Source organism: Acinetobacter sp. WCHAc060042, assembly GCF_003231195.1.
Taxonomy (GTDB): Bacteria; Pseudomonadota; Gammaproteobacteria; order Pseudomonadales; family Moraxellaceae; genus Acinetobacter.
Map to the genome: position 1 here is coordinate 23,599 of NZ_QKVN01000026.1, position 21,694 is coordinate 45,292.

The following is a 21,694-nucleotide window of genomic DNA, read 5'->3' on the forward strand; positions in this document are numbered from 1 at the left end:
TTACAATTCATTTTATCTGGTTGAGAATAGAATTATGAGTTATAAAAGATCATCGTTGATGCAAGAACGAATGGAACAAAATCGCCAAGCGATTTTGCAATCTGCTCGTGAACTTATTGCTCAAGGGGGAATTAAGGACGCACAAATTCAAGCGATTGCTGAACGTGCAGGTGTTTCCAGTGGTTTGGTATATCGTTACTTCGATAACAAAAGCCAAGTGTTAATTGAGGTTCTTTCGGAGGCCATTCAGCATGAGGTGAAAATTTTGAACCACATTGCTGAAAGTGATGAGCTGACGTCAAAACAGAAATTAGACAAAGCGGTGACCACGTTTGTGAAGCGTGCCATGAATAGCCCCCAACTTGCGTATTCACTCATGTTTGAACCAGTTGATGCTGAATTAGAACATGAGCGTTTTCGCAGTAAACAACTGATTAAACAGAGCATGAAAGAGATACTGGCCGCAGGGAAAATTAACGGCGAGTTCGGTTTTGAAGACTTAAATACCGCAGCACTTTGTGTGGTCGGTGCCATGACTTTTGTGGTGATAGAGCCTTTAAACCCATCTCGAGGTGTAATGTTTGAGCAAAACCATAAAGACTACTTTGTGAAACAAATTGCCGAATTTTGTGTCAATGCAGTTCAGGTTCAGGAGGAAAAATAGCCCAAGGAATAAAGCACAAAGGCTTGGCGTTTTCAAAGGAAGTGGTCATAGAACAAATAAGTTGAATAACAAGATGATAATGAATCAAGGAGAACGATTCGATGACACAAGAACGGTTAAGTTATGCCTATGGAACGAGCAGTCAGCCCCTATTAGGGATGACGATTGGTGAGAAATTTGATCAGGCTTGTCAGCAGTATGCGGAACAAGATGCTGTTGTCAGCCTGCATCAAAATGTCAGACTTACGTATAAGGAATTACAAACGCAGGTCAATGCATTTGCCTGTAGTTTACTGAAACTGGGCTTGAAAAAAGGTGATCGACTTGCGATTTGGTCACCGAACTGTGTGGAATGGACGATTACCCAGTTTGCTGCGTTTAAAGCGGGCATCATTTTAGTCAACTTGAACACAGCCTATAAGAGTAGTGAACTCGAATATGTGTTGAATAAAGTCTCTTGTAAGGGCTTGGTCATTGCATCGCAGTTTAAAAGCACCAATTATCAAGATATTTTAATGAAAATTGCACCTGAAATTAAAGGGGCTGAAAATAAAGTGCTCAAGGCGGAACGACTGCCACATTTGAAATATATTATTAAAATTGATGAAGAAGAACATACGGGTTTGCATCGTTTTAGCGACTTACTCTCTCCCCCCAGTAAGCGACAGCTCAATCAATTAGAGCTCGTTGCAAGCGAGTCGCAGTTTGATGAAACCATCAATATCCAGTTTACTTCGGGCACCACGGGTAACCCGAAAGGCACAATGCTGACACATAATAATATTTTAAATAATGGTTATTTTGTTGGTGAAGCCATTCACTTAAGTCCTGCCGATCGTGTTTGTATTTCTGTACCACTGTTTCACTGTTTCGGTATGGTGATGGGTAATTTGGCCTGCATTACGCATGGTTCAACCATGGTCTATCCATCGGCGGTGTTCAATCCTTTAGAAACCTTAAAAGCCATTCAGCAAGAAAAATGTACGGCTGCATATGGTGTACCAACCATGTTCATTGCCACTTTAGAGCATGAACAGTTTGATGACTTTGATCTTTCCAGTTTACGTACAGGCATTATGGCGGGTAGTCCGTGTCCACGTGAAATTATGCAACGTGTTATTGATCGGATGCACATGTCTGAAATTACCATTTGCTATGGTATGACTGAAACGGCACCGGTCAGTGCACAAAGTTCAACCTCAGATTCAGTTGAACAACGGGTCGGAACCGTAGGGCGCGTCCATCCACATCTTGAAATTAAAATTGTAGATGAACAAGGCAAAGTTGTACCACGTGGTCAGTTGGGTGAACTGTGTGTTCGTGGCTATTCGGTAATGTTGGGGTATTGGGAAGACCATGAAAAGTCTCAAGAAGTGATTGATTCAGCACGTTGGATGCATACGGGCGACATCGCAGAAATGGACGAAGCAGGCTTTGTGAAAATTAAAGGCCGAATTAAAGATGTGGTCATTCGCGGCGGAGAAAATTTATTTCCGAAAGAAATCGAGGACTTTTTATATACTCATCCTGATGTCAGCGATGTCCAAGTTATTGGTCTGCCAGATGCACGTTATGGTGAAGAGTTATGTGCTTGTATTATTTTACATGAGCATCATGACATTACTGAAGAGTCGATCCGTCAGTACTGTGCAGAACACATTTCACACAATAAAGTTCCACGTTATGTCCGGTTTTTTAATGAGTTCCCAATGACGGCTTCGGGCAAAGCGCAGAAGTTTAAATTGCAGGAATTTATGCGTAATGAACTGGATTTGAAAGAAATCGCATAAGGTTGAAGACGGACTTTCCTTTGCTGGGTTAAAGCCAAAGGAAAGTCCGAAGTGAAAAGCAAAAGGAATAGCATATGCACCTGAGAAATGATTGGACTCGCGCTGAAATACAAGCACTCTACCAACAGCCTTTTTTAGATTTGGTCTTTCAAGCACAGCAAATTCATCGTCAGTACTTTGACGCGAATGCGATTCAAGTCAGTACTTTACTGTCGATCAAAACAGGAAAATGCCCTGAAGACTGCAAATACTGTTCACAGTCTGCGCGTTATGACTCAAAGCTTGAAGCTGAAAAACGAATTGCGGTTGAAAAGGTCATTAGCGAAGCACAGCAGGCGAAAGCCTCAGGTTCTACTCGGTTTTGTATGGGCGCGGCATGGCGAAATCCACATGAGCGAGATATGCCATATGTTTTGGATATGGTGCGTGAAGTGAAAGCATTGGGTTTAGAAACCTGTATGACGCTAGGTATGTTGAATACTTCACAAGCGGAACGTTTAAAAGGTGCAGGACTCGATTATTACAACCATAACTTAGACACGTCGCGTGAGTACTATCCCAATGTGATTAGTACGCGTAGTTTTGACGACCGTCTAGATACCTTAAGTCATGTCCGAGAGGCAGGCTTAAAAGTGTGTAGTGGCGGGATTGTTGGCTTAGGTGAAGAGACCAAAGATCGAATTGGCTTATTGTTTGAATTGGCGACTTTACCGATTCATCCCGAATCTGTACCGATCAACATGTTGGTTCCCATGCAAGGTACGCCTTTGGCAGAAGTTGAAAAGTTAGATGTAACGGAGTGGATTCGCACTATTGCGGTAGCGCGCATCATTATGCCGAAAAGTTATATTCGCTTGTCTGCGGGGCGAGAATCGTTGTCCGATGCCGACCAAGCTTTGGCCTTCATGGCGGGTGCAAATTCACTGTTTTCAGGTGAAAAATTGCTGACTACGCCAAATACTGCTGAGGGGAAGGATCAACAACTCTTTCAAAAACTGGGTCTACATGCAGAAAAAGCCAAACCGCAGCTTACTGAGTTAACGGTCGATGCTATGGCTGTGGCTTAAGTGCTAGAACATGCAGTCATGAAAGTGTAGATTTAGGGCGACGATTAAAAGTAGATGAGTGAAGAATAAAATGGCGAAAGACTTTCAGAGTCAAACTGTAGTGGATGGTTATGATGAACATATTCGTAAGCTCATTCCAGGGTATGAGTTGGTTCATTTGCAAATTCAAGCCATTTTAAGAACACATTTACCAGAACATGCGCATGTATTAATTGTGGGCTGTGGCACAGGCTATGAGCTTTCATATTTGTTGGCACAGCATCCGACGTGGAATTTTACCGCTGTTGATCCATCTTTGACCATGATTGAAAAAGCACAGCAGTTATTGAGCGCGACCAATTGTGATTTAACGCGGGTTCGCTTTGTCCATGGTGATACCACGGCATTACATGAAAGTGCACAGTTTGATGCAGCTTTAGCCATATTGGTGGCGCATTTTATTCCGCTTGAAGCAAAGCCATTCTTCTTTGCCGATATTTTCCGTTGTCTTAAAACACAAGCGATTTTACTCAACTATGACCTGATGAGCTCTAGTGATGACAGTGAGCTCAAGGTTTTACAAACACTATGTCAGAGCAATGGTTTGACGGTGGTGCAGAGTGAAAAAATGATTGAGCGCCTGCAACAAGATTTTTACCTGATATCTGCCAACCAGATGCGAGAGCTTCTGACTAAAGTTGGATTTCATGAAGTACGAAATTACAGTCAACTGTTGGATTATTATGGTTTTTTTGCACAAAAGTAAAAGCCAATAGCAGTGAAAAGATACATTTTAAAGATAAGAGTGAAGGAATACACATGGCAGCCTATTATCAACTTTTAAATCGTGAACAGCACAGTGATGGGAGCTGTACGGCGTCTTATCTTTCCAATATTCATGCACAGGGTGCATGGAATCCGCATGAGCAACACATGGCGCCAGCAACAGGGGTTTTGTGTGCAGAGTTAGAACAGTTTCAACCACGCGATGAGATGCGCATTGGACGCGTGAGTTTAGATATTTTTGGACTGATCGCTTTTGGTGAGTTTACGGTGCATACCCGTGTCATTCGTGCTGGAAAAACCATTGAACTGATCGAGGCGGAAATGCAGGCAAACGGCAAGACCTGTATTGTGGCCCGTGCTTGGAAAATGATGAAGCAAGATACCAGTGCAATTGCAGGGTTGGAAGATCAACCCATTGTACATCCTGAAACTTTGCCAGTGTGGGATGGGATGAAATGTTGGCCGGGTGGTTATATCCAGAGTATTGAGACACGTGCGGCAGACGGCCATCGAGCAGGTAAAGGCATCGTCTGGTTACATAATGATTTGGACATGGTGGAAGCTCAGCAAACATCAAGTTTTGTGCGCTTACTGGGGATGGTCGACACAGCCAATGGTATTGTGCCACGTCAAAATCCAGCATCTGGATGGGGTTTTCCAAATTTAGACCTACAACTGCATTTATACCGTTTACCCCAAGGGAAATGGTTAGGTTTGGAAGCGACGCAGCAATATGGTGATGATGGTATCGGTTTAACCAGTGCGGTTTTGCACGATGAGCAAGGGCCATTTGGTCGTAGTGAACAGATTTTGACCCTGCGTAAGTTTTAGTTGGTCAGTGTCAATTTAATAAAAAAGGATGAATTGCTTCATCCTTTTTTTATTGGCATGCTGTAGGCACTTTAAAATAGTGAAATCAAGATGCGGATCAGTTTAATTGGAGCAGGGCGGGTGGCTCATCATTTGGCCAAAGCCCTGATGTCTCAGCATGAAATCATCAATATTTATAGCCGAAGCTTCGATAAAGCTGTGGATTTGGCGCAAGTTGTACATGCAAAGGCGGTCAGTCATTTTAAGCAGTTAAATGCTGATGTGGATTTGGTGATGATTGCGGTAAGTGATCAGTCGATTCCAAGCGTGATTTCAGCATTGACTGAATACCTGCCGAATGTGTTGATTGTGCATACTTCAGGAAGTACAGCGCTTTCAGTTTTGGCGATGAAACATGCACGTGCAGGGGTTTTTTATCCCTTACAGACCTTTAGCTTAGAACGTGAAATTGATTGGTCAAATACACCATTGTTTGTAGAAGCCACCGAAAATACGGATCTTCAAAGACTACATACTCTGGCAGAAAGCATGAGCCAACGCGTGTATAGCTATAGCTCTGCGCAGCGTCTAAGTTTGCATTTAGCGGCTGTCTTTGCTTGTAATTTTAGTAATTATTGCTATGACATGGCGAAACAAGTGGTGGATGCAGAGCGGGTCGATTTTAGTCTGCTATACCCCTTGATTTTAGAAACCGCGCAGAAAGCGACACAGAATGATCCGAAACAGATGCAAACTGGCCCTGCGATGCGTCAGGATCAGAATATTCTACAAATGCATCAACAGATGCTTGCGCAAGCTCAACGTGCGGATCTTGCTGAAGTGTATGCCTTAATGAGTCAGCAGATCAGTCAACGTCACAGTTAACATTTAAAATAATAAACGAAAAAGCGAGTGACAAAGAACAAGCAAAGCCACTGAAAACGTGGCTTTTTTTATGCCTTAAGATTCGGTACAGTATTGCTTAAAATAAATACAAACAAATAGAGGGCATATGCGTTCACATTCATTATTAGAACAAGTGCAGTGGAAAGATCTCGTTCCGTTAGGCCGTACCGATGTGATCAGTGAGTTGTTCATTTCTTTACCGTGGTTGATCGTCTCTTTCATTTTTGCAAGTTTACAGTGGTATGTCTTGGCGCTGTTTTGCTCGTTTATGTTTTTCTTAACTGGACTGAGACAGGTGCATAATGCCTTTCATTTTGCCTTAGGCATTAGCCGACCTGCGACTCATTGGGTCATGTTTGTCTTAAGTATTATCATGCTCGGCTCGATGCATGCGGTACAAATTAATCACCTGCGACACCATCAGCACTGTATGCAGGACGAAGATATTGAAGCGAAAAGTGCAAGCATGAAGTGGTGGCAAGCTTTGCTTTTTGGCCCTATTTTTCCATGGATGTTGCATAAAAAAGCCTTTGAGGTTGGGACTAAAACCCAGAAAAAATGGATGTCTGCTGAGCTGGTTGCCAACGTCATGGTATTGTTTTTGGTTTTTGTGATCTTGGATATCAGTATTTTAAAATACCATGTCAGTGCCATGTTGATTGGACAATGCATGACGGCTTTTTTTGCGGTGTGGACGGTACATCATGATACGGAAGATCATGTGTATATGGCGCGCACAGTGCGCAATGAGTTTAAACGGGTCGTGACCTACAACATGTTTTATCATGTGGAGCATCATTTATTTCCCGCAGTGCCGACACGACACTTGCATATTTTGGCAAAACGTTTGGATGAACATGATCCAACGGTTGAAATTCGGCATGTGTTCTAACATTTTAAGTATAAAAATAGGGCACTCGGCCCTATTTTTAGAGGATCTAAAATTTATTTTATTTTCTTAAATAAGAAGTCGTTGATCTTATGGCCTTCTTCGAGTCCGCGACGTTCAAATTTAGTTTGTGGACGCCAGTCTGGACGCGGGTAGCTGTTGCCTTTACCAGCCATATTTTCAAGATTTGGACGGTTATCAAGTACATCAATCATCCACTCTGCATACGGTTCCCAGTCTGTCGCTGCGTGGAATGTTCCACCCATTTCCAACTTTTGCTCAACCAGTGGCATACGGTCATGGGAAACGAAACGACGTTTAAAGTGGCGTTTTTTCTGCCATGGGTCTGGGAAGTAGAGTTGCACAGCGTTGATGCTGTTGTCTGGCATTTCACGTAATACTTGAATGGCATCTGCATCTAAAAGACGAAGATTGGTTAAACCTGCAATTCCAGCTTCATACACACATTGTGCGATCCCCGGAACATGCACTTCAATCCCGACATAGTTACGTTCAGGGTTGGCTTGCGCCATCAAGACCAATGAACGTCCCATACCAAAGCCAATTTCAACTGTGAGCGGACGTTCTGGATGTTCAAACTGTTGGCGTAAGTCACCTACAGGGTATTCCAAAATCATGTGACCATATTGTTCAAGCGCAGTGCGTTGCGAGGTGTTCAGCGGAGATGAACGACGCATAAATGTCACAATTTCGCGGTGTTCATTTAAGTTGTCTAGCTCGACGACTTGCTGGTCTAATTGATCATTCGTCATAATTTTGGCAGATGTAGAAATTCGAAAGCGGTATTGTAAGTCCTGAGCAGGACAAGTCAAATTTTTTACTCAGAATTTATCAAATTCAGCACGCTCTATTTTGATTAGCCTAAAAACTGTCATCATTTATTAATCATGATGTAACGAATAAAAATTAACCTGCCATACAATTTAACCAACTGATAAAAAATGATGAAAAATTTTAAGCCACAGATATTAAGCCTGAGCCTGATTTTGGCAGGTTGTTCTTTTCCCGCGTATGCACAACTATTATTTAGTCAGTATGTAGATGGCACTTCAAATAAGAAAGGATTAGAAATTTATAATCCAGATCCGACGACGGTCAATTTGGCAGAATATCAGATTAAACAGTTCGCAAATGGCAGTACCAATGCAAATTTGACAGTGAGTTTGTCTGGGCAATTGGCAGCAAAGGGGTATTATCTGGTCGGGCATTCTGCTTTAAAAGAAGCGCTGGGCGATGCGGTACAACAGCAGGCGAACTTAGCTTTCAATGGTGATGATGCTTTGGTGCTTTATCATAATGGCATTGCGATTGACCGCTTTGGTACAGTGGGCGAAAGACCAAGCACTGGATGGGGTGGTGTTGCAAAGGGAAATAGCTTTAAACGCACACTATTAAGTAATCATGTTTCCAGTGCAGGGATTGACGTTACCGTACCGTTTGATTTGGCATCGGCATGGGAAAAATGGTCAGACCGAAATGCATTTTCCAGCTATCTTGCTGGAAATACAGTGGCACCACCATTGACCACCCTGAGCTGTAGTACGACAGCGACCCCAATTGCGACATTGCAAAGTGCACCGCAAGATGTGGAGTATGTGGTAAAAGGCGTAATCACGGCTGATTATCGTTATAACAATGGTTTTTCAGGTTTCTTTATCCAAACCCCAGATACTCAAGCCCAAGTCAATACCAGCAACGCGGTGTTTGTCTATGTTCCCTCTTCAAGTAGCGTGACAGGTGGGCAAGTCGGGCAGGAAGTTATTTTTAAAGGCAAACTGAAAACCTATCAAAACCAACTACAGCTTCAAGATTTAAGCAGCGATATTAACGTATGTAATCCTTCGGCGCATGATTTGGTTAAGCCAATAGCGATCAATTTGCCCTTTGATAATTTGACTGAAATGTCAGGCCATGCCCCAAAACGTTATCAGGGTATGTTGGTCAATATTCCTCAAACTCTAACGGTCAGTGAAAACTATGACTATGGGCGTTATGGTCAGTTGGCTTTAAGCCCTGCGCGTTTATATATTCCAACCAATTTATATCCTGCCAACTCAACGGAAGCCAAAGCGCTTGCACAACAAAATTTACGTTCTAAACTGATTTTGGATGATGGTTACAACAATCAGAACAGAACGCCGTGGTTGCCAACTTCTTTTAGTGCTAAAAACACCCTACGTACAGGTGCACAACTGCAAAATGTACAAGGCATTTTAGAATACCGTTATAACCAATGGCGAATTCAACCTGTGCTTGATGCAACAGCGCCGCAAGTCTTAGACGCGCAAAACCCACGTACGAGCGTTCCAGCAAAGGCTACACAACAAGTTCGTGTTGCAGCATTTAATGTACTGAATTATGACAATGGTTTGGCGCAAGGTTTTCCGACGGAACGTGGTGCAAGTTCTGAAGCTGAGTTTAAAAAGCAACATCAGAAAATTGTCAGTGCATTAAAAGCGATTGATGCAGATGTTTATGGTCTGATGGAAATTGCCAACAATGGTTATGGCGAGCGTAGTGCAGTTGCATATTTAGCCCAAGCGCTGGGGAATGATTGGAAATATGTAACACCTCCAAATGCTGACAAACTCGGAACCGATGCGATTGCTGTTGCTATTATTTATAATGCTAAGCGGGTCAAACCAATCAATGTCGCAGCGGTCTTTGATGATCAGAGTCAGAAAAACCGTGTCACGATGGCACAAACCTTTCAAGCTCTATCTGGCGGGAAGACTTTTACAGTTATTCCCAACCATTTGAAGTCTAAAGGTAGCTGTCCTGATGATAAAACTTCGATAGAGGTAGATCAGGGCGATGGTCAAGGCTGTTGGAATCCAACCCGCGTTAAAGCAGTGCAAGCGTTAATGCAATGGGTCGCAAAAAATCCAACGCAGGTGAGTAAACCAAATGTCTTACTGTTGGGGGATATGAATAGTTATGCCAAAGAAGACCCAATTTTGGCGCTTGAACAAGCCAACTATAAAGTCTTGTTGAATGATGAAAAAATTGGTCAGGGGAAAGCAGCCTATAGCTATGTCTTCGGTGTAGCCAGTAATGCCCAAGGTTATGGTGGTGCAGGCAATTTAGACCATGCGATTGCCGATGCAACACTTTATCCTTTGGTGAAAAAAGCATTTGCATGGCATATCAATGCGGATGAACCGACGGCACTGGACTATAACGAAGAATATAAAACTGAGGAGCAAATTGCTGCATTCTATGCAGACGATGCTTACCGCTCTTCTGACCATGATCCTGTGATTGTGGATTTAGACTTAAACGATGCAGTGGCTAATGAGGATGATAAAACCAGTGCGGGAAGTACAGGGCTGTGGTCTGCATTAGGGTTAATTGGTTTGGCCTTATATGGCAGTCTAAGACGTCGTAAGAATCAGCCTTAACTCTCTTTATGGATAATAATAAAAGGGCGTTATCGCTCTTTTATTTTATCTAGGGTTTCAGTTTTATGAGCTGATGCGGTCAATGAGGGTGCTGCTGGCTTCATTTAAGCCTAACACCTCGACCACTACACCGCGGGCTGCAAACTTTTCAACCACAGCATTTAACATTTGGACTGAAGTCATATCCCAAATATGTGCATGGCTGAGTTCAATTTCAACCTTCTGAATATGTTCGTTAAAGTCAAAAAACTGAAAGAATTTCTCTGAGCTGCTAAAGAAAATTTGACCGCTCACTACATAGCGACGGGTATGGTTATGCAGTTCAGATTGAACATGGACTGTACTTTCCAGTTTATTGATGAAAAATAATGCGGACAGTAAAACTCCGACAAAGACACCCAAGGCAAGATTGTGTGTGGCTAAGACAATGATCACGACACTCAACATCACCATATTACTTTGTAACGGGTGTTTAGCGATGTTTTTAACCGAGTCCCATTGAAAGGTTGTAAATGCCACCATGATCATAATGGCAACCAATGCCGCCATTGGAATGTACGACAGCCAGTCTTTAAAAAACACCACCAAACACAGTAAAAACACACCAGCCACTAAGGTTGAAAGTCGAGTACGCGCACCTGAGCTGACATTAATCACAGACTGTCCAATCATGGCACAACCTGCCATACCGCCCATAAAACCGCTCACAATATTTGCCATACCTTGTCCGCGACATTCTTGATGACGGTCACCTTCAGTGCCTGTGACTTCATTCACTACTGTAGTGGTCATCATGCTTTCAAGCAAACCGACGGTCGCTAATGTAATGGCGTAAGGAAAGACAATTTGCAGCGTTTCAAAGGTTAGTGGAATATCAGGCAGTAGAAAAATAGGTAAAGTATCGGGGAAATGACCTAAGTCACTGACCATACGCATATCTGTGCCGAAAAACAGCGCCAAAGCGGTCAGGACAAGAATACAAATAAGCGGTGAGGGAATGGTTTTCCCCACTTTAGGCAGATAGGGAAACAGATAAATCACAGCGAGGCCAAGTGCAACAAATGCATAGCCCCAGTGATTCATTTGGCTGAGTTCTGGAAGCTGGGCCATGAAGATTAAAATTGCCAGTGCATTTAAAAACCCATACACCACTGACTGCGACACAAAACGCATCAGTTTGGCGACTTTAAAATAACCCGCAATGATCTGAATGACACCAGTGAGTATAGTTGCCGCCAGTAAATACTGTAGGCCATGCTCTTTGACCAGCGTGATCATGAGTAGAGCCATCGCGCCTGTAGCAGCTGAAATCATGGCTGGACGACCGCCAAAAAAAGCAATGCTCACCGCGATACAAAAGGAGGCATACAGTCCGACTTGAGGGTCTACACCTGCAATTGCTGAAAAAGCAATAGATTCGGGAATTAGAGCAAGTCCTACCACTAAACCAGCAAGAACATCGGTACGAATGTTAGAAAACCATTCATCTTTTTTAAGGCTAATCACAGATCAAATTCATTTTAGGGTCAAGGGGGCTATGTTAAAACAACTCTGTTGCAAATTGCAGTGTTGTTGTACTTGAAAAAAAATGTGAATTAGACAATATTCAATAGGCGAACGAATGATTTTTCGTTTACGCTTTTTTGCAATTTACAGGTTTTGATCACTTGAAAGTTTGTTAGAAGCCATTTAAAACAGAGAATAGAGTTATAACAAGGATCAGATATGAAGCTTTATTATGCACCGGGTGCGTGCTCGCTTGCGGCGCACATTATCCTCAATGAAATTAATGTTGACTTTGATTTAGTCCGAGTAGATTTAAAAACACATAAAACAGAAAAAGGTGCTGATTATTACGAAATTAATCCAAAAGGATATGTACCCGCTTTAGAAATTAATCCAGGTTTGATTCTGACTGAAAATGTAGCCATTTTGCCATTTTTAGCACAACATGATCCAAAACAAGATCTTATTCCGCCATCAGGCTTAGGGCGTGCCAAAGTTTTAGAATGGCTAGGTTATTTAAACTCTGAATTGCACGATGCTTATGCCGTTTTCTTCGGTGCGCCATTAGATGCTGCTGCCAAAGAAAAAGCCTATGCAGAGATTGATCGTTTACTTAGTTATATTGACAAACAAATTGGTGAGTCGGATCATGACTATTTGGTCGATGATAATTTTGGCCCTGCGGATGCATATTTATTTGTCCTCACCAATTGGTCAAATGGCATCGAACATGATTTATCACCGTATAAAAATATTATCTTTATCCGTAATAAAGTGGCTGAACGCCAGTCAGTACAAATTGCAATGCGAGATGAAGGTCTAATTCCTTAATTTTGATGCATTGAAGAAGCGCCGAAAGGCGCTTTTTTTGTACTTTAAAATTTATTGTTGATATTTAGTCAATAATATTTTGCAGATTCACTACTTTTTAGCGCTGAACAGAGTCTCTATAGTGCCTACATAGATTTTGGCTTTTGGGCTCTTCCAATGAAAAATATTTTATTAATTAACGGTGCAAAAACCTTTGCACACTCGAATGGCCAGTTAAACGATACCTTGACTGAACTTGCACAAGAGGTCTTGTCAGGTTTAGGGCATCAGGTTCAAGTGACCCGTGCCGATAGCGAATATGATGCAAAAGCTGAAGTGGAGAAATTCCTGTGGGCAGACACCGTGATTTACCAAATGCCAGGTTGGTGGATGGGTGCGCCGTGGACTGTGAAAAAGTATATTGATGATGTCTTTACCGAAGGGCACGGTAGTCTGTATGCCAATGATGGTCGCTCACGTGCAGATGCTTCAAAAAAATATGGTTCAGGCGGTCTGATTCACGATAAAAACTATATGCTGTCGTTGACATGGAATGCACCGATGGATGCATTTAACGATACTGAACAATTTTTCCATGGGGTTGGGGTCGACGGGGTTTATTTACCTTTTCACAAAGCCAATCAGTTCTTAGGAATGCAAACCTTACCGACGTTTATTGTCAATGATGTGATTAAAGCACCTGAAGTTGCAGTCTATATGGCACAGTACCGTGATCATTTGACGCAAGTTTTTGCTTAATTCGGAGAGGCAACGATGTTAACTGTAATAGCTGAAATTATTTGTCATTCAGAGCAAGATTTTAAAACGGTTCTTGATTCATTCAACAACATTCGTGAGCAGGTCTTACAAGAGCCTGGTTGTCATCGTTATGACGTGCATATTGATCATCCTACTGTTGAGAGTGCAATACAGACCAAAGTACCGTTTTCAATCATGATGTATGAAAAATGGGAAAGCATGCAGCATTTAGAAACACATATGCACAGTGTTAATATGCAGCAACATGCTCAAGCAACCGAAGGTGCAGTTGCTTATGTACAAATTCGTATTTTAGAAGCGCAATAAGCGATGCATATGAGTTTGATAAAGCTTTTCTTCGCTCTATCTATTTAAACTCAAGTGGTTCATTGAACTGAACCTGTTCGAGTTTCAATGCGTAGCGCTGTTTGAGTGTTGACCATTGAACTTTGACAGGTTGTGTAGTTTCAGCAAATTCATTTTCACCTGTCGTATTTTTTACTTTGCCTGTCATAAAGTTAATACTTTGTGCCGTGATGTCGCCCGATGCACGGTGGAAATCATCGACATCATAACCAATCAGTTTAAATGTGCGGTCTTGGTATCGGAAGGTATACGTGTGATTGGTCACATACCACGAACCACAGCTTAACCAGTAGTGCAGATGAATTTTGAGCACACCTTTTTGAATGCTTAACGCTTCAGTCTCACCGAGTGGATCTGCGAGGCAAGGGGACTCTAGGTCACCTTCTGTCGGCAAAGTAGTATTAGTCGCCGCAAGTTGATAACCATGGGTTTGCTTCAATAAAACCAAAAGCTTTCGTTCATTGATATTGAGGAGATCACTGCCTAAGCGATCATTTTTAACGATATGTTCAGGATTGGTGTCTTCAATAATCAGGGCAATGTCCGCTTGACCATCTTGGTTTAAATCGCCTTGGACTTTTTCTAAAACCTTCCAGTTTTTTGGCACAAAAGCTTGGTAGCTCGTTTTGAGAGTAGGTTTTGCCTCTGATTTAGCCCAAGTACTGTGGGTAAAAGTTATGAAAAATAAGGTATTGACTATGAGTGTTGGTCTGATCCATTTTTGCATGGGCATCGTTTCCTCTCATTTTTATATGGTTATAGATATTTGAAGATGGATATTATTGAGTGTATCAAAGAGTACGACGGAATGTCCCTACAAGCTAAGTCAGCATAAAATACTGACTTTATGTTGAACTAAATAAAAAAAAAGGACTCCGAAGAATCCTTTTTGATTGCTTAACACGGATCAAGAGATTATTTAAAGAAATAACCTGTTTCTGGTGAGCTTGCATTCGCCATACGTTTGCGAGGCATACGACCTGCGAGGAACGCTTCTCGACCCGCTTCAACGGCTTTTTTCATTGCAGAAGCCATTAAAATTGGATGTTGAGCGGCAGCAATCGCGGTATTCATCAATATGCCATCACAGCCAAGTTCCATGGCAATGGCTGCATCGCTTGCAGTTCCCACACCTGCATCCACCAACACAGGCACTTTGGCATTTTCTTTAATGATAGAAATCGTGTGTGGATTTAAAATCCCTAGACCCGAACCAATCAAACTGCCTAAAGGCATGATGGCAACACAGCCCATGCTTTCAAGCTCTTGCGCCACAATAGGGTCATCCGATGTATAGACCATGATTTCAAAACCATCGTCAATCAAGGTACGTGCCGCTTTCAATGTTTCGGTAATGTTTGGATACAGCGTTTTTTCATCGCCCAATACTTCAAGCTTGACCAAGTTATGACCGTCTAATAACTCACGCGCTAACATACAGGTACGCACGGCACTATTGGCATCAAAACAGCCTGCTGTATTCGGGAGAATCGTGTATTTTTCAGGTGGGACCACGGACAATAGGTTTGGTTGATCGGGATGCTGACCAATATTGACGCGACGAATTGCAACCGTCACGATTTCTGCGCCACTGGCTTGAATGGCCAAATCGGTTTCTTGCAGGTCCTTATATTTACCTGTGCCCACCAGTAGACGAGATTGAAATGATCTAGAACCAATGATGAGAGGGCTGTCTTGCATGTGAACTCCGTATTAACCGCCACCGACGGCATGAATAATTTCAATTCGATCCATTGCACAAATTGGGGTGTGTTCCAATTTACTTTTACTAATAATGTTTTCATTTTGCTCAACAGCAAAACGTTTGCCTTCAAGTGCAAAGGTTTGCACCAGCTCAAGCAGGGTTTTACATTCGGTATGCTGTAGTTCGCCGTTTAAATAAATCTGCATTGTGCTCATCTCTAGTTGTTTACTTGGCATATTTCATGGCATTCCATGCCAGAACCAACCAACCTGCAATCATCAATGCGCCACCAATCGGGGTAATTGCACCTAGGCCACGCGGTAAGCCCAATGCCATGACATACAGGGAACCACAGAAAAAGAAGATGCCGACTTGGATCAGTAAAAAGCTGGTTTTGATGGGAAGTTGCGGGATGACTTTGGCCAAAATGCCAAGCGCCAGTAAACCAAGCGCATGATAAAAAAAATAATCAGTTGCCGTTTGCCACCAAGCCAATTGAGCTTCAGTAGCACGTGCTTTGAGACCATGTGCGCCAAAGGCACCTAATATAACGGCAAACGCTAAATTTAGCGCTGAAATCGCAATCCACATAGGCAATGCTTTACTTATATCACTGTGCGCAACAAAGTAGCATATTTTGAAGACAGGTTAAAAGACAAAAAGCCTCATTTATTTACAAAAAAGAAAAGGGCATTTCGCCCTTTTCTATATCTATATCAACTTAGTTCGATGACATTGCCACTTTAATTTTTTCCATGGCATTTTTTTCTAACTGACGAATACGTTCTGCTGAAACATTATATTCAGCAGCCAGTTCGTGTAAGGTCGATTTTTCATCATCTAACCAACGACGCTGTAAAATATTTCGAGAACGGTCATCCAATTGCTCCATGGCATCATGCAGGGCATTGGTGCTTTGTTCTTCGTAGTCGTCCTCTTCTGCTAAACGAGCAGGATCATAACGGTTGTCTTCAAGATACAAAGCGGGTGCAACGTGAGTTGATCCTTCATCGTCATCCTCCCCTTGAGCTTCAAATGCCGCATCATAGGCAGTCAAACGACCTTCCATTTCCAACACCTGTTCTGGTGTGACATTCAGATCATTTGCAATGGATTGAGCTTCTTGTAAAGTCAACTTCTTAGACGATTTTTTCAGACTACGTAAATTAAAAAACAGTTTACGCTGTGCCTTGGTGGTCGCAATTTTGACAATACGCCAGTTACGGATCACATATTCGTGAATTTCGGCTTTAATCCAGTGTACTGCAAAAGAGACCAAGCGTACGCCCATGTTCGGGTCGAAACGTTTAACGGCTTTCATTAAGCCCAAGTTACCTTCTTGAATAAGGTCACCTTGAGGTAAGCCATAGCCAGCATAACTGCGGGCAATATGAACCACAAAACGCAAATGCGACATGACTAGAAGTTTAGCTGCATCGAGGTCTTGGTCATAATAGTAGCGTTCAGCTAGCTCTTTTTCTTGTTCCGCTGTCAAAATCGGGATTTGGTTGACAGTACTAATATAAGCACCCAAGTTTACACCTGGTGCTGATAATGACAGGGGCATCAATTGATTGCTGCTGTCACTCATGTGTTCTCCTTAGGGATTTTCATTTTTACCCACTCATTGAGTTTTATCTTAATCCAAACTTCCAGCGAATAATGGAAAATTGGGTATAGAAATGTAAACTTTTATGCAAAATGTGAATACAGTTAGTGTAATTGAAAAGAATTAAGATTCAATGAAGTAGTGAAATTCATGCGCATTAATTTGTTTCAAAACGCAAGTTAAATGATGGATTTCGCAATACCGTGTAACATCGGCTTGACTGTGTGGATCAGACGATTTTAGCAGCAAATGTTGATGAGTGCTCTTTTTGAGTGCGCGTTTAAGCAACAACAAAGGCATAGGGCAAGGTTGTCCTATTGCATCAATAATGTTGATATTTTGTTCAATATTACTCATATAGTTAGGCTAAGTTTTACAACATTTAGGCGGATAGAAATATTAGCAAATTCAGTGCCAAAACCCAACTATTTCATATTTTATAGGCCGATAGTCGCTATATCAAAAATTACAAATAACTAGTTAAAAAATATGCTGAATTAAAAAAGACGATTAATCAAAAAAAGGGTATGAATTGTTTTTAACCCATGTTAAGCTCGTCGCGTACTGGGATTTAATACAACTATAAATTGTTTTAACGCCTATTTTACAAATGGATGTAACCGGGATTTTGTTAATAGTTATACAGAATGATTACAAGCTTAGAAATAATAAATATTTTTAAACCTTGTTTGGTCTGCTGTTTGCAACACCGGGTGGTCCTTCTTTTAAATACAATGAGGATTAACTTATGACAGCTCGTGAACAAGGCGTAGTTAAATGGTTCAACGACACTAAAGGCTTCGGCTTTATCCAACGCAATGGCGGTGACGATGTATTCGTTCACTTCCGTGCTATCCAAGGCGACGGCCACCGTTCACTTCGTGACGGCCAACGCGTTGAATTCAGCGTTGTAAAAGGTCAAAAAGGCTTCCAAGCTGAAGAAGTACAACCTTTAGACTAATCGTCTGATAGTACTTAAAAACGCCCCAATGTAAATTGGGGCGTTTTTTGTTTATAATACGATTCGATTTTCGTGATTTTCCGTCAGAGCGCACATATATGTCATCAGGTTTTGAAACCTTAAATTTACATCCTCAACTGAAACAAGCCATTGATGCTTTAGGTTTTAAGGATATGACGCCTATTCAGCAAAAGGTTTTAAAATTCACTTTGGCAGGACATGATGCAATTGGTCGTGCACAAACAGGAACAGGGAAGACGGCTGCATTTTTAGTGAGCGTAATTAACGATTTGCTAAATAACCCGATTCAAGGCCAACGTTATCGTGGTGAACCACGTGCTTTAATTTTGGCACCTACGCGAGAGCTTGCACTACAAATTGAAAGTGATGCCAAAGAACTCACGAAATTCTCCGATTTAAATGTCGTGACTTTGTTGGGTGGTGTTGATTTTGATAAACAAAAAGCACAACTTGATAAAAAACCAGTCGATATTATGGTTGCAACTCCTGGTCGTCTGATTGACTTTGTTGAGCAAAAAGAAGTCTGGCTCGACCAAATTGAGTTTTTGGTTATTGATGAAGCCGATCGCTTATTGGATATGGGCTTTATTCCTTCAGTCAAACGTATTGTCCGTTTCTCACCGCGCAAGGAACAACGTCAGACTTTGATGTTCTCTGCAACGTTTAGTTACGATGTTTTAAACCTTGCACAGCAATGGTTGTTTGAACCTGTAACTGTTGAAATTGAGCCAGAAAAGAAAACCAATGCCGATGTTGAGCAACGTGTGTACATGGTCGCAAAATCTGATAAATATAAATTGCTACAAGACATTCTACGCGATGAGCCAATTGAAAAAGTTATGATTTTCGCCAATCGTCGTGATCAAGTGCGTAAGCTGTATGACAACTTAAAGCGTGATGGCTATAAAGTAGTGATGTTGTCTGGTGAAATTGCACAAGACAAACGTTTGAAAATGTTAGATCAATTTAAAAATGGTCAACATAATATTATGATTGCAACTGATGTTGCGGGTCGTGGTATCCATGTAGATGGTGTATCGCATGTGGTGAATTTCACTTTACCTGAACAGTCGGATGACTATGTACACCGTATTGGTCGTACAGGTCGCGCAGGTACGCGTGGTGTGAGTATCAGTTTCTTATCTGAAGATGATGCGTTCTATCTCCCAGAAATTGAAAAAGCCATTGGGCAAAAACTTCCCTTGACACGTTTAGACGGCTATTGCTAATCGTTTGAAGTGATTGGTGTAAAAAAACCGCTCAGATGAGCGGTTTTTTTATGGCATCTTTATTTTGCTTTACAAGAAAAAGTCAGGACTGTTTGATAGTCACTGTCTTGGTTAATGCCTGAATTTGTACCCGAAATAGAGCCTAGTACAGATGCGGCTGCTTGAATCATTTTTCCAGTTTCGTCACTCACTACGCCTTTTAAAGCACCTTGATATTCAGTTTTTTCATCACTCACAATCGCCGTTGCTTTAGAACCGCAAGTTTTCGCTGCTGCTTCAATCGCGTTGTTTTTTGCAATCAATGCAGTTTTACCAATACCTGTAACTTCGTATTGATTATCTGCTTTTTGTATAGCGAGAGAGTTACTTGGCGTTGATGCACAAGCACTCAGAAGAAGTATCACAGCAGCTGTTCCAGCCATAACGATATTTTTTTTCATTTTCGTAGCCCAGTTGTGTTTAATAAATGAATGGTTGTATTTGAACATAGCTTTTAGAGTCTAAGGTGAAAGAAATGTACGAAAAATATGGTCTTTTCGATACATTTCTATAAGATTTTTGGATTTTAAAAATAAGTTTTGCTGAAAATGGGTATTTCATAACGAAGCGCTAGAGCAAACTTTTCAGAGTATGCTAATCTAAAACGTATTTTTTAATTTGAAAGATTAAGCACCCAATGACGGAACTCGAAGTAGATATCGTTCATCAAAATATGCATCAACGTCAATCGCTTGGACATTTAGTCGAACCTGCACCGAATGCGGAACAATTAGAACGGGCCTTTCAAGCTGCCTTGACTGCACCTGACCACCATCGTTTAAAACCGACTCGTTTTATTGTAATCGCTGAAGATCAGCGTGAGGCATTTGGTGAGCTTTTGTCACAAGCCTTGGCAGATTTAGGTGAAACGGAAGTGGCACAGTTGGATCGGGTCAAAAATCATCCTTTTCGTGCGCCTTTATTGGTATTGGCTTTAACCAAGTTTCAACAACACCCGAAAGTCCCTTATTTTGAGCAGACTTTAAGTAGTGGTGCTGCGATTCAAAACTTTATTTTGTCATTACAGGCGCAAGGCTTTTCAAGTATGTGGCGTAGTGGAGCAGTGGTGGAATCGGAATATTTAAAAAAGGCTTTAGGCCTCACCGCAGATGATTTGATTTCAGGTATTTTATACATTGGTACAGCATTTAAAGCGATTCCTCCACGTGCTGAGATTCAAACCCAAGATTACGTAAGTTATTGGAATCAATAGTTCCATTTTAGGATATAAAAATAATGTCAGAGTTAAAGTTTTCAGATTTGGTTGAACCTGTAGCAGTGAATCAAAAAACAGCACTACGTATTACGGTTTTGGGCGGTGGTAGTTTTGGTACTGCTATGGCAAATACGGCTGTTCGTAATGGTTGCGATACTATGATTTGGATTCGTGATGAAGCCGTTGCGGCGGATATCAATGCGACGCATGTGAATAAACGCTATTTGCCTGATTTTAAATTGGAAGATGGTTTGCGTGCAGTTTCAAATATAGAAGAGGCGGTTCGTGATCGCGACATTATTTTAGTGGCGATTCCAAGTCATTCTTTTCGTGATGTCCTCAAACAAATCAAACCGTTTATTACTTCGCAAGCGGTGGTGTCTTTGACCAAAGGTATCGAAGCCAATACCTTTAGTTTTATGAGTGATATTATTCGTTCTGAGTTACCTGAAGTGCCTTATGGGGTATTGTCTGGTCCAAATTTGGCCAAGGAAATTGTCGCGGGGCAACCAGCCGGAACAGTGATTGCAAGCGAGTCCGAGCTAGTGCGATATGCAGTGCAACAAGCATTACATAGTGCATTATTTCGTGTTTTTGCTAGTGATGATGTGCATGGGGTCGAACTGGGCGGTGCGCTTAAAAATATTTATGCGGTTGCAATGGGTATGGCGGCAGCCTATAAAGTCGGTGAAAATACCAAGAGTATGATTTTGACACGTGCTTTAGCTGAAATGAGCCGTTTTGCTGTCAAGTTAGGGGCGAACCCACTCACTTTCTTGGGCTTGTCTGGTGTGGGGGATTTATTTGCAACCTGCAGCAGTCCACTCAGTCGCAATTATCAAGTAGGGTTTGCATTGGGGCAGGGCAAGAGTTTGGAACAGGCAACCACTGAACTCGGACAAACGGCAGAAGGGATCAATACCATTGTGCAAGTGAAAGCGCGCTCCGAAGAGTTGGATGTGTATATGCCGATTACTAGCGCGTTATACAGTGTGATATTTGAAAATGCACCGCCAATGACAATTGCGCTTTCATTGATGAAAAATGGACATCGAAGTGATGTGGAATTCGTTTTACCACATCATGAAGTTTAAAATGATAGAAAAAGGCTGATAAAATGGACTTTTGAATGTCCAAAGTGACAGTATTGTCATAAAAAT

At 41.8% G+C, this 21,694-nt stretch carries 24 protein-coding genes; 15 read left to right on the forward strand and 9 right to left on the reverse strand.

Features of this window, described 5'->3' with window-relative positions; all coding sequences use genetic code 11:
* Positions 1-34: 34 nt before the first annotated feature.
* The 7 genes from DPG01_RS12150 (at position 35) to DPG01_RS12180 (ending at position 6,894) form a co-directional block, all read left to right on the forward strand.
* Positions 35-664 (forward strand): TetR/AcrR family transcriptional regulator, encoded by a 630-nt coding sequence (locus DPG01_RS12150; RefSeq protein WP_086207833.1) that lies wholly within the window; start codon positions 35-37, stop codon positions 662-664.
* Between the two features lie 101 nt (positions 665-765).
* The gene (locus tag DPG01_RS12155; protein ID WP_110975269.1) at positions 766-2,454 is read left to right on the forward strand and encodes an AMP-binding protein; all 1,689 of its coding nucleotides are present in this window, start codon (positions 766-768) and stop codon (positions 2,452-2,454) included.
* Between the two features lie 74 nt (positions 2,455-2,528).
* Positions 2,529-3,521 carry a biotin synthase BioB gene (gene bioB, locus DPG01_RS12160; protein ID WP_110975270.1) on the forward strand — a complete coding sequence of 331 codons (993 nt, stop codon included), beginning with the start codon at positions 2,529-2,531 and terminating at the stop codon, positions 3,519-3,521.
* 70 nt (positions 3,522-3,591) lie between these two features.
* On the forward strand, positions 3,592-4,266 hold the full coding sequence (locus tag DPG01_RS12165) for a class I SAM-dependent methyltransferase (RefSeq protein WP_110975271.1): 675 nt from the start codon (positions 3,592-3,594) through the stop codon (positions 4,264-4,266).
* 53 nt (positions 4,267-4,319) lie between these two features.
* A complete protein-coding gene (locus tag DPG01_RS12170) occupies positions 4,320-5,117 on the forward strand; it encodes a thioesterase family protein (RefSeq protein WP_110975272.1) in 798 nt (265 codons plus the stop codon).
* Positions 5,118-5,207: 90 nt separating this feature from the next.
* Positions 5,208-5,981: a Rossmann-like and DUF2520 domain-containing protein gene (locus tag DPG01_RS12175; protein WP_110975273.1), complete on the forward strand. Its 774-nt coding sequence runs from the start codon at positions 5,208-5,210 to the stop codon at positions 5,979-5,981.
* A gap of 127 nt (positions 5,982-6,108) precedes the next feature.
* A complete protein-coding gene (locus tag DPG01_RS12180; RefSeq protein ID WP_110975274.1) occupies positions 6,109-6,894 on the forward strand; it encodes a fatty acid desaturase family protein in 786 nt (261 codons plus the stop codon).
* A gap of 53 nt (positions 6,895-6,947) precedes the next feature.
* Here DPG01_RS12180 and trmB read toward each other — a convergent pair whose 3' ends face one another.
* A complete protein-coding gene (gene trmB, locus DPG01_RS12185; RefSeq protein WP_005400603.1) occupies positions 6,948-7,664 on the reverse strand; it encodes a tRNA (guanosine(46)-N7)-methyltransferase TrmB in 717 nt (238 codons plus the stop codon).
* Positions 7,665-7,856: 192 nt separating this feature from the next.
* On the opposite strand from trmB, the gene DPG01_RS12190 reads away from it, so the two are divergent.
* Positions 7,857-10,313, forward strand: a complete 2,457-nt coding sequence (locus tag DPG01_RS12190; RefSeq protein WP_171327410.1) for an ExeM/NucH family extracellular endonuclease — start codon at positions 7,857-7,859, stop codon at positions 10,311-10,313.
* A 63-nt stretch (positions 10,314-10,376) separates the two neighbouring features.
* Here the strand turns inward: DPG01_RS12190 and DPG01_RS12195 are convergent, their stop codons facing one another.
* The gene (locus DPG01_RS12195) at positions 10,377-11,819 is read right to left on the reverse strand and encodes a SulP family inorganic anion transporter (protein ID WP_110975276.1); all 1,443 of its coding nucleotides are present in this window, start codon (positions 11,817-11,819) and stop codon (positions 10,377-10,379) included.
* 219 nt (positions 11,820-12,038) lie between these two features.
* Between DPG01_RS12195 and DPG01_RS12200 the strand changes: the two genes are divergently transcribed.
* From DPG01_RS12200 to DPG01_RS12210, 3 genes are all read left to right on the forward strand, one after another.
* Positions 12,039-12,650 (forward strand): glutathione binding-like protein, encoded by a 612-nt coding sequence (locus DPG01_RS12200; RefSeq protein WP_078388936.1) that lies wholly within the window; start codon positions 12,039-12,041, stop codon positions 12,648-12,650.
* A gap of 156 nt (positions 12,651-12,806) precedes the next feature.
* Complete coding sequence (locus DPG01_RS12205) at positions 12,807-13,388, forward strand: NAD(P)H-dependent oxidoreductase (RefSeq protein WP_110975277.1); 582 nt, start codon at positions 12,807-12,809, stop codon at positions 13,386-13,388.
* 15 nt (positions 13,389-13,403) lie between these two features.
* The gene (locus tag DPG01_RS12210; RefSeq protein ID WP_110975278.1) at positions 13,404-13,715 is read left to right on the forward strand and encodes a putative quinol monooxygenase; all 312 of its coding nucleotides are present in this window, start codon (positions 13,404-13,406) and stop codon (positions 13,713-13,715) included.
* Between the two features lie 40 nt (positions 13,716-13,755).
* Here the strand turns inward: DPG01_RS12210 and DPG01_RS12215 are convergent, their stop codons facing one another.
* The 6 genes from DPG01_RS12215 to DPG01_RS12240 form a co-directional block, all read right to left on the reverse strand.
* On the reverse strand, positions 13,756-14,481 hold the full coding sequence (locus DPG01_RS12215) for a hypothetical protein (protein WP_110975295.1): 726 nt from the start codon (positions 14,479-14,481) through the stop codon (positions 13,756-13,758).
* Between the two features lie 188 nt (positions 14,482-14,669).
* Positions 14,670-15,455 (reverse strand): thiazole synthase, encoded by a 786-nt coding sequence (locus DPG01_RS12220; RefSeq protein WP_110975279.1) that lies wholly within the window; start codon positions 15,453-15,455, stop codon positions 14,670-14,672.
* Between the two features lie 12 nt (positions 15,456-15,467).
* On the reverse strand, positions 15,468-15,665 hold the full coding sequence (gene thiS / locus DPG01_RS12225) for a sulfur carrier protein ThiS (RefSeq protein WP_078388931.1): 198 nt from the start codon (positions 15,663-15,665) through the stop codon (positions 15,468-15,470).
* Between the two features lie 19 nt (positions 15,666-15,684).
* Positions 15,685-16,050: a DUF423 domain-containing protein gene (locus tag DPG01_RS12230; RefSeq protein WP_004982244.1), complete on the reverse strand. Its 366-nt coding sequence runs from the start codon at positions 16,048-16,050 to the stop codon at positions 15,685-15,687.
* 130 nt (positions 16,051-16,180) lie between these two features.
* On the reverse strand, positions 16,181-17,050 hold the full coding sequence (gene rpoH, locus DPG01_RS12235) for an RNA polymerase sigma factor RpoH (RefSeq protein ID WP_086208401.1): 870 nt from the start codon (positions 17,048-17,050) through the stop codon (positions 16,181-16,183).
* A 141-nt stretch (positions 17,051-17,191) separates the two neighbouring features.
* The gene (locus tag DPG01_RS12240; protein ID WP_086208400.1) at positions 17,192-17,425 is read right to left on the reverse strand and encodes a sulfurtransferase TusA family protein; all 234 of its coding nucleotides are present in this window, start codon (positions 17,423-17,425) and stop codon (positions 17,192-17,194) included.
* 391 nt (positions 17,426-17,816) lie between these two features.
* Between DPG01_RS12240 and DPG01_RS12245 the strand changes: the two genes are divergently transcribed.
* Together DPG01_RS12245 and rhlB are read left to right on the forward strand one after the other, a co-directional pair.
* Complete coding sequence (locus DPG01_RS12245; RefSeq protein WP_004648643.1) at positions 17,817-18,029, forward strand: cold-shock protein; 213 nt, start codon at positions 17,817-17,819, stop codon at positions 18,027-18,029.
* A gap of 98 nt (positions 18,030-18,127) precedes the next feature.
* Positions 18,128-19,279, forward strand: coding sequence for an ATP-dependent RNA helicase RhlB (rhlB, locus tag DPG01_RS12250; RefSeq protein WP_110975280.1), 1,152 nt, complete (start codon positions 18,128-18,130; stop codon positions 19,277-19,279).
* 59 nt (positions 19,280-19,338) lie between these two features.
* Here rhlB and DPG01_RS12255 read toward each other — a convergent pair whose 3' ends face one another.
* On the reverse strand, positions 19,339-19,719 hold the full coding sequence (locus DPG01_RS12255; protein ID WP_110975281.1) for a hypothetical protein: 381 nt from the start codon (positions 19,717-19,719) through the stop codon (positions 19,339-19,341).
* Positions 19,720-19,955: 236 nt separating this feature from the next.
* Here DPG01_RS12255 and DPG01_RS12260 point away from each other — a divergent pair, with 236 nt between their 5' ends.
* Together DPG01_RS12260 and DPG01_RS12265 are read left to right on the forward strand one after the other, a co-directional pair.
* Positions 19,956-20,531: a nitroreductase family protein gene (locus tag DPG01_RS12260; protein ID WP_086208397.1), complete on the forward strand. Its 576-nt coding sequence runs from the start codon at positions 19,956-19,958 to the stop codon at positions 20,529-20,531.
* Positions 20,532-20,554: 23 nt separating this feature from the next.
* Positions 20,555-21,628, forward strand: a complete 1,074-nt coding sequence (locus DPG01_RS12265) for an NAD(P)H-dependent glycerol-3-phosphate dehydrogenase (protein ID WP_086208396.1) — start codon at positions 20,555-20,557, stop codon at positions 21,626-21,628.
* The last annotated feature ends 66 nt before the right edge of the window (positions 21,629-21,694 follow it).

Coding starts and splice junctions, on each gene's coding strand:
- DPG01_RS12150 (WP_086207833.1), top strand. CDS start 35: ATGAGTTATAAAAGATCATCGTTGATGCAAGAACGAATGGAACAAAAT.
- DPG01_RS12155 (WP_110975269.1), top strand. CDS start 766: ATGACACAAGAACGGTTAAGTTATGCCTATGGAACGAGCAGTCAGCCC.
- bioB (WP_110975270.1), top strand. CDS start 2,529: ATGCACCTGAGAAATGATTGGACTCGCGCTGAAATACAAGCACTCTAC.
- DPG01_RS12165 (WP_110975271.1), top strand. CDS start 3,592: ATGGCGAAAGACTTTCAGAGTCAAACTGTAGTGGATGGTTATGATGAA.
- DPG01_RS12170 (WP_110975272.1), top strand. CDS start 4,320: ATGGCAGCCTATTATCAACTTTTAAATCGTGAACAGCACAGTGATGGG.
- DPG01_RS12175 (WP_110975273.1), top strand. CDS start 5,208: ATGCGGATCAGTTTAATTGGAGCAGGGCGGGTGGCTCATCATTTGGCC.
- DPG01_RS12180 (WP_110975274.1), top strand. CDS start 6,109: ATGCGTTCACATTCATTATTAGAACAAGTGCAGTGGAAAGATCTCGTT.
- trmB (WP_005400603.1), bottom strand. CDS start 7,664: ATGACGAATGATCAATTAGACCAGCAAGTCGTCGAGCTAGACAACTTA.
- DPG01_RS12190 (WP_171327410.1), top strand. CDS start 7,857: ATGAAAAATTTTAAGCCACAGATATTAAGCCTGAGCCTGATTTTGGCA.
- DPG01_RS12200 (WP_078388936.1), top strand. CDS start 12,039: ATGAAGCTTTATTATGCACCGGGTGCGTGCTCGCTTGCGGCGCACATT.
- DPG01_RS12205 (WP_110975277.1), top strand. CDS start 12,807: ATGAAAAATATTTTATTAATTAACGGTGCAAAAACCTTTGCACACTCG.
- DPG01_RS12210 (WP_110975278.1), top strand. CDS start 13,404: ATGTTAACTGTAATAGCTGAAATTATTTGTCATTCAGAGCAAGATTTT.
- DPG01_RS12215 (WP_110975295.1), bottom strand. CDS start 14,481: ATGCAAAAATGGATCAGACCAACACTCATAGTCAATACCTTATTTTTC.
- DPG01_RS12220 (WP_110975279.1), bottom strand. CDS start 15,455: ATGCAAGACAGCCCTCTCATCATTGGTTCTAGATCATTTCAATCTCGT.
- thiS (WP_078388931.1), bottom strand. CDS start 15,665: ATGCAGATTTATTTAAACGGCGAACTACAGCATACCGAATGTAAAACC.
- DPG01_RS12230 (WP_004982244.1), bottom strand. CDS start 16,050: ATGTGGATTGCGATTTCAGCGCTAAATTTAGCGTTTGCCGTTATATTA.
- rpoH (WP_086208401.1), bottom strand. CDS start 17,050: ATGAGTGACAGCAGCAATCAATTGATGCCCCTGTCATTATCAGCACCA.
- DPG01_RS12240 (WP_086208400.1), bottom strand. CDS start 17,425: ATGAGTAATATTGAACAAAATATCAACATTATTGATGCAATAGGACAA.
- DPG01_RS12245 (WP_004648643.1), top strand. CDS start 17,817: ATGACAGCTCGTGAACAAGGCGTAGTTAAATGGTTCAACGACACTAAA.
- rhlB (WP_110975280.1), top strand. CDS start 18,128: ATGTCATCAGGTTTTGAAACCTTAAATTTACATCCTCAACTGAAACAA.
- DPG01_RS12255 (WP_110975281.1), bottom strand. CDS start 19,719: ATGAAAAAAAATATCGTTATGGCTGGAACAGCTGCTGTGATACTTCTT.
- DPG01_RS12260 (WP_086208397.1), top strand. CDS start 19,956: ATGACGGAACTCGAAGTAGATATCGTTCATCAAAATATGCATCAACGT.
- DPG01_RS12265 (WP_086208396.1), top strand. CDS start 20,555: ATGTCAGAGTTAAAGTTTTCAGATTTGGTTGAACCTGTAGCAGTGAAT.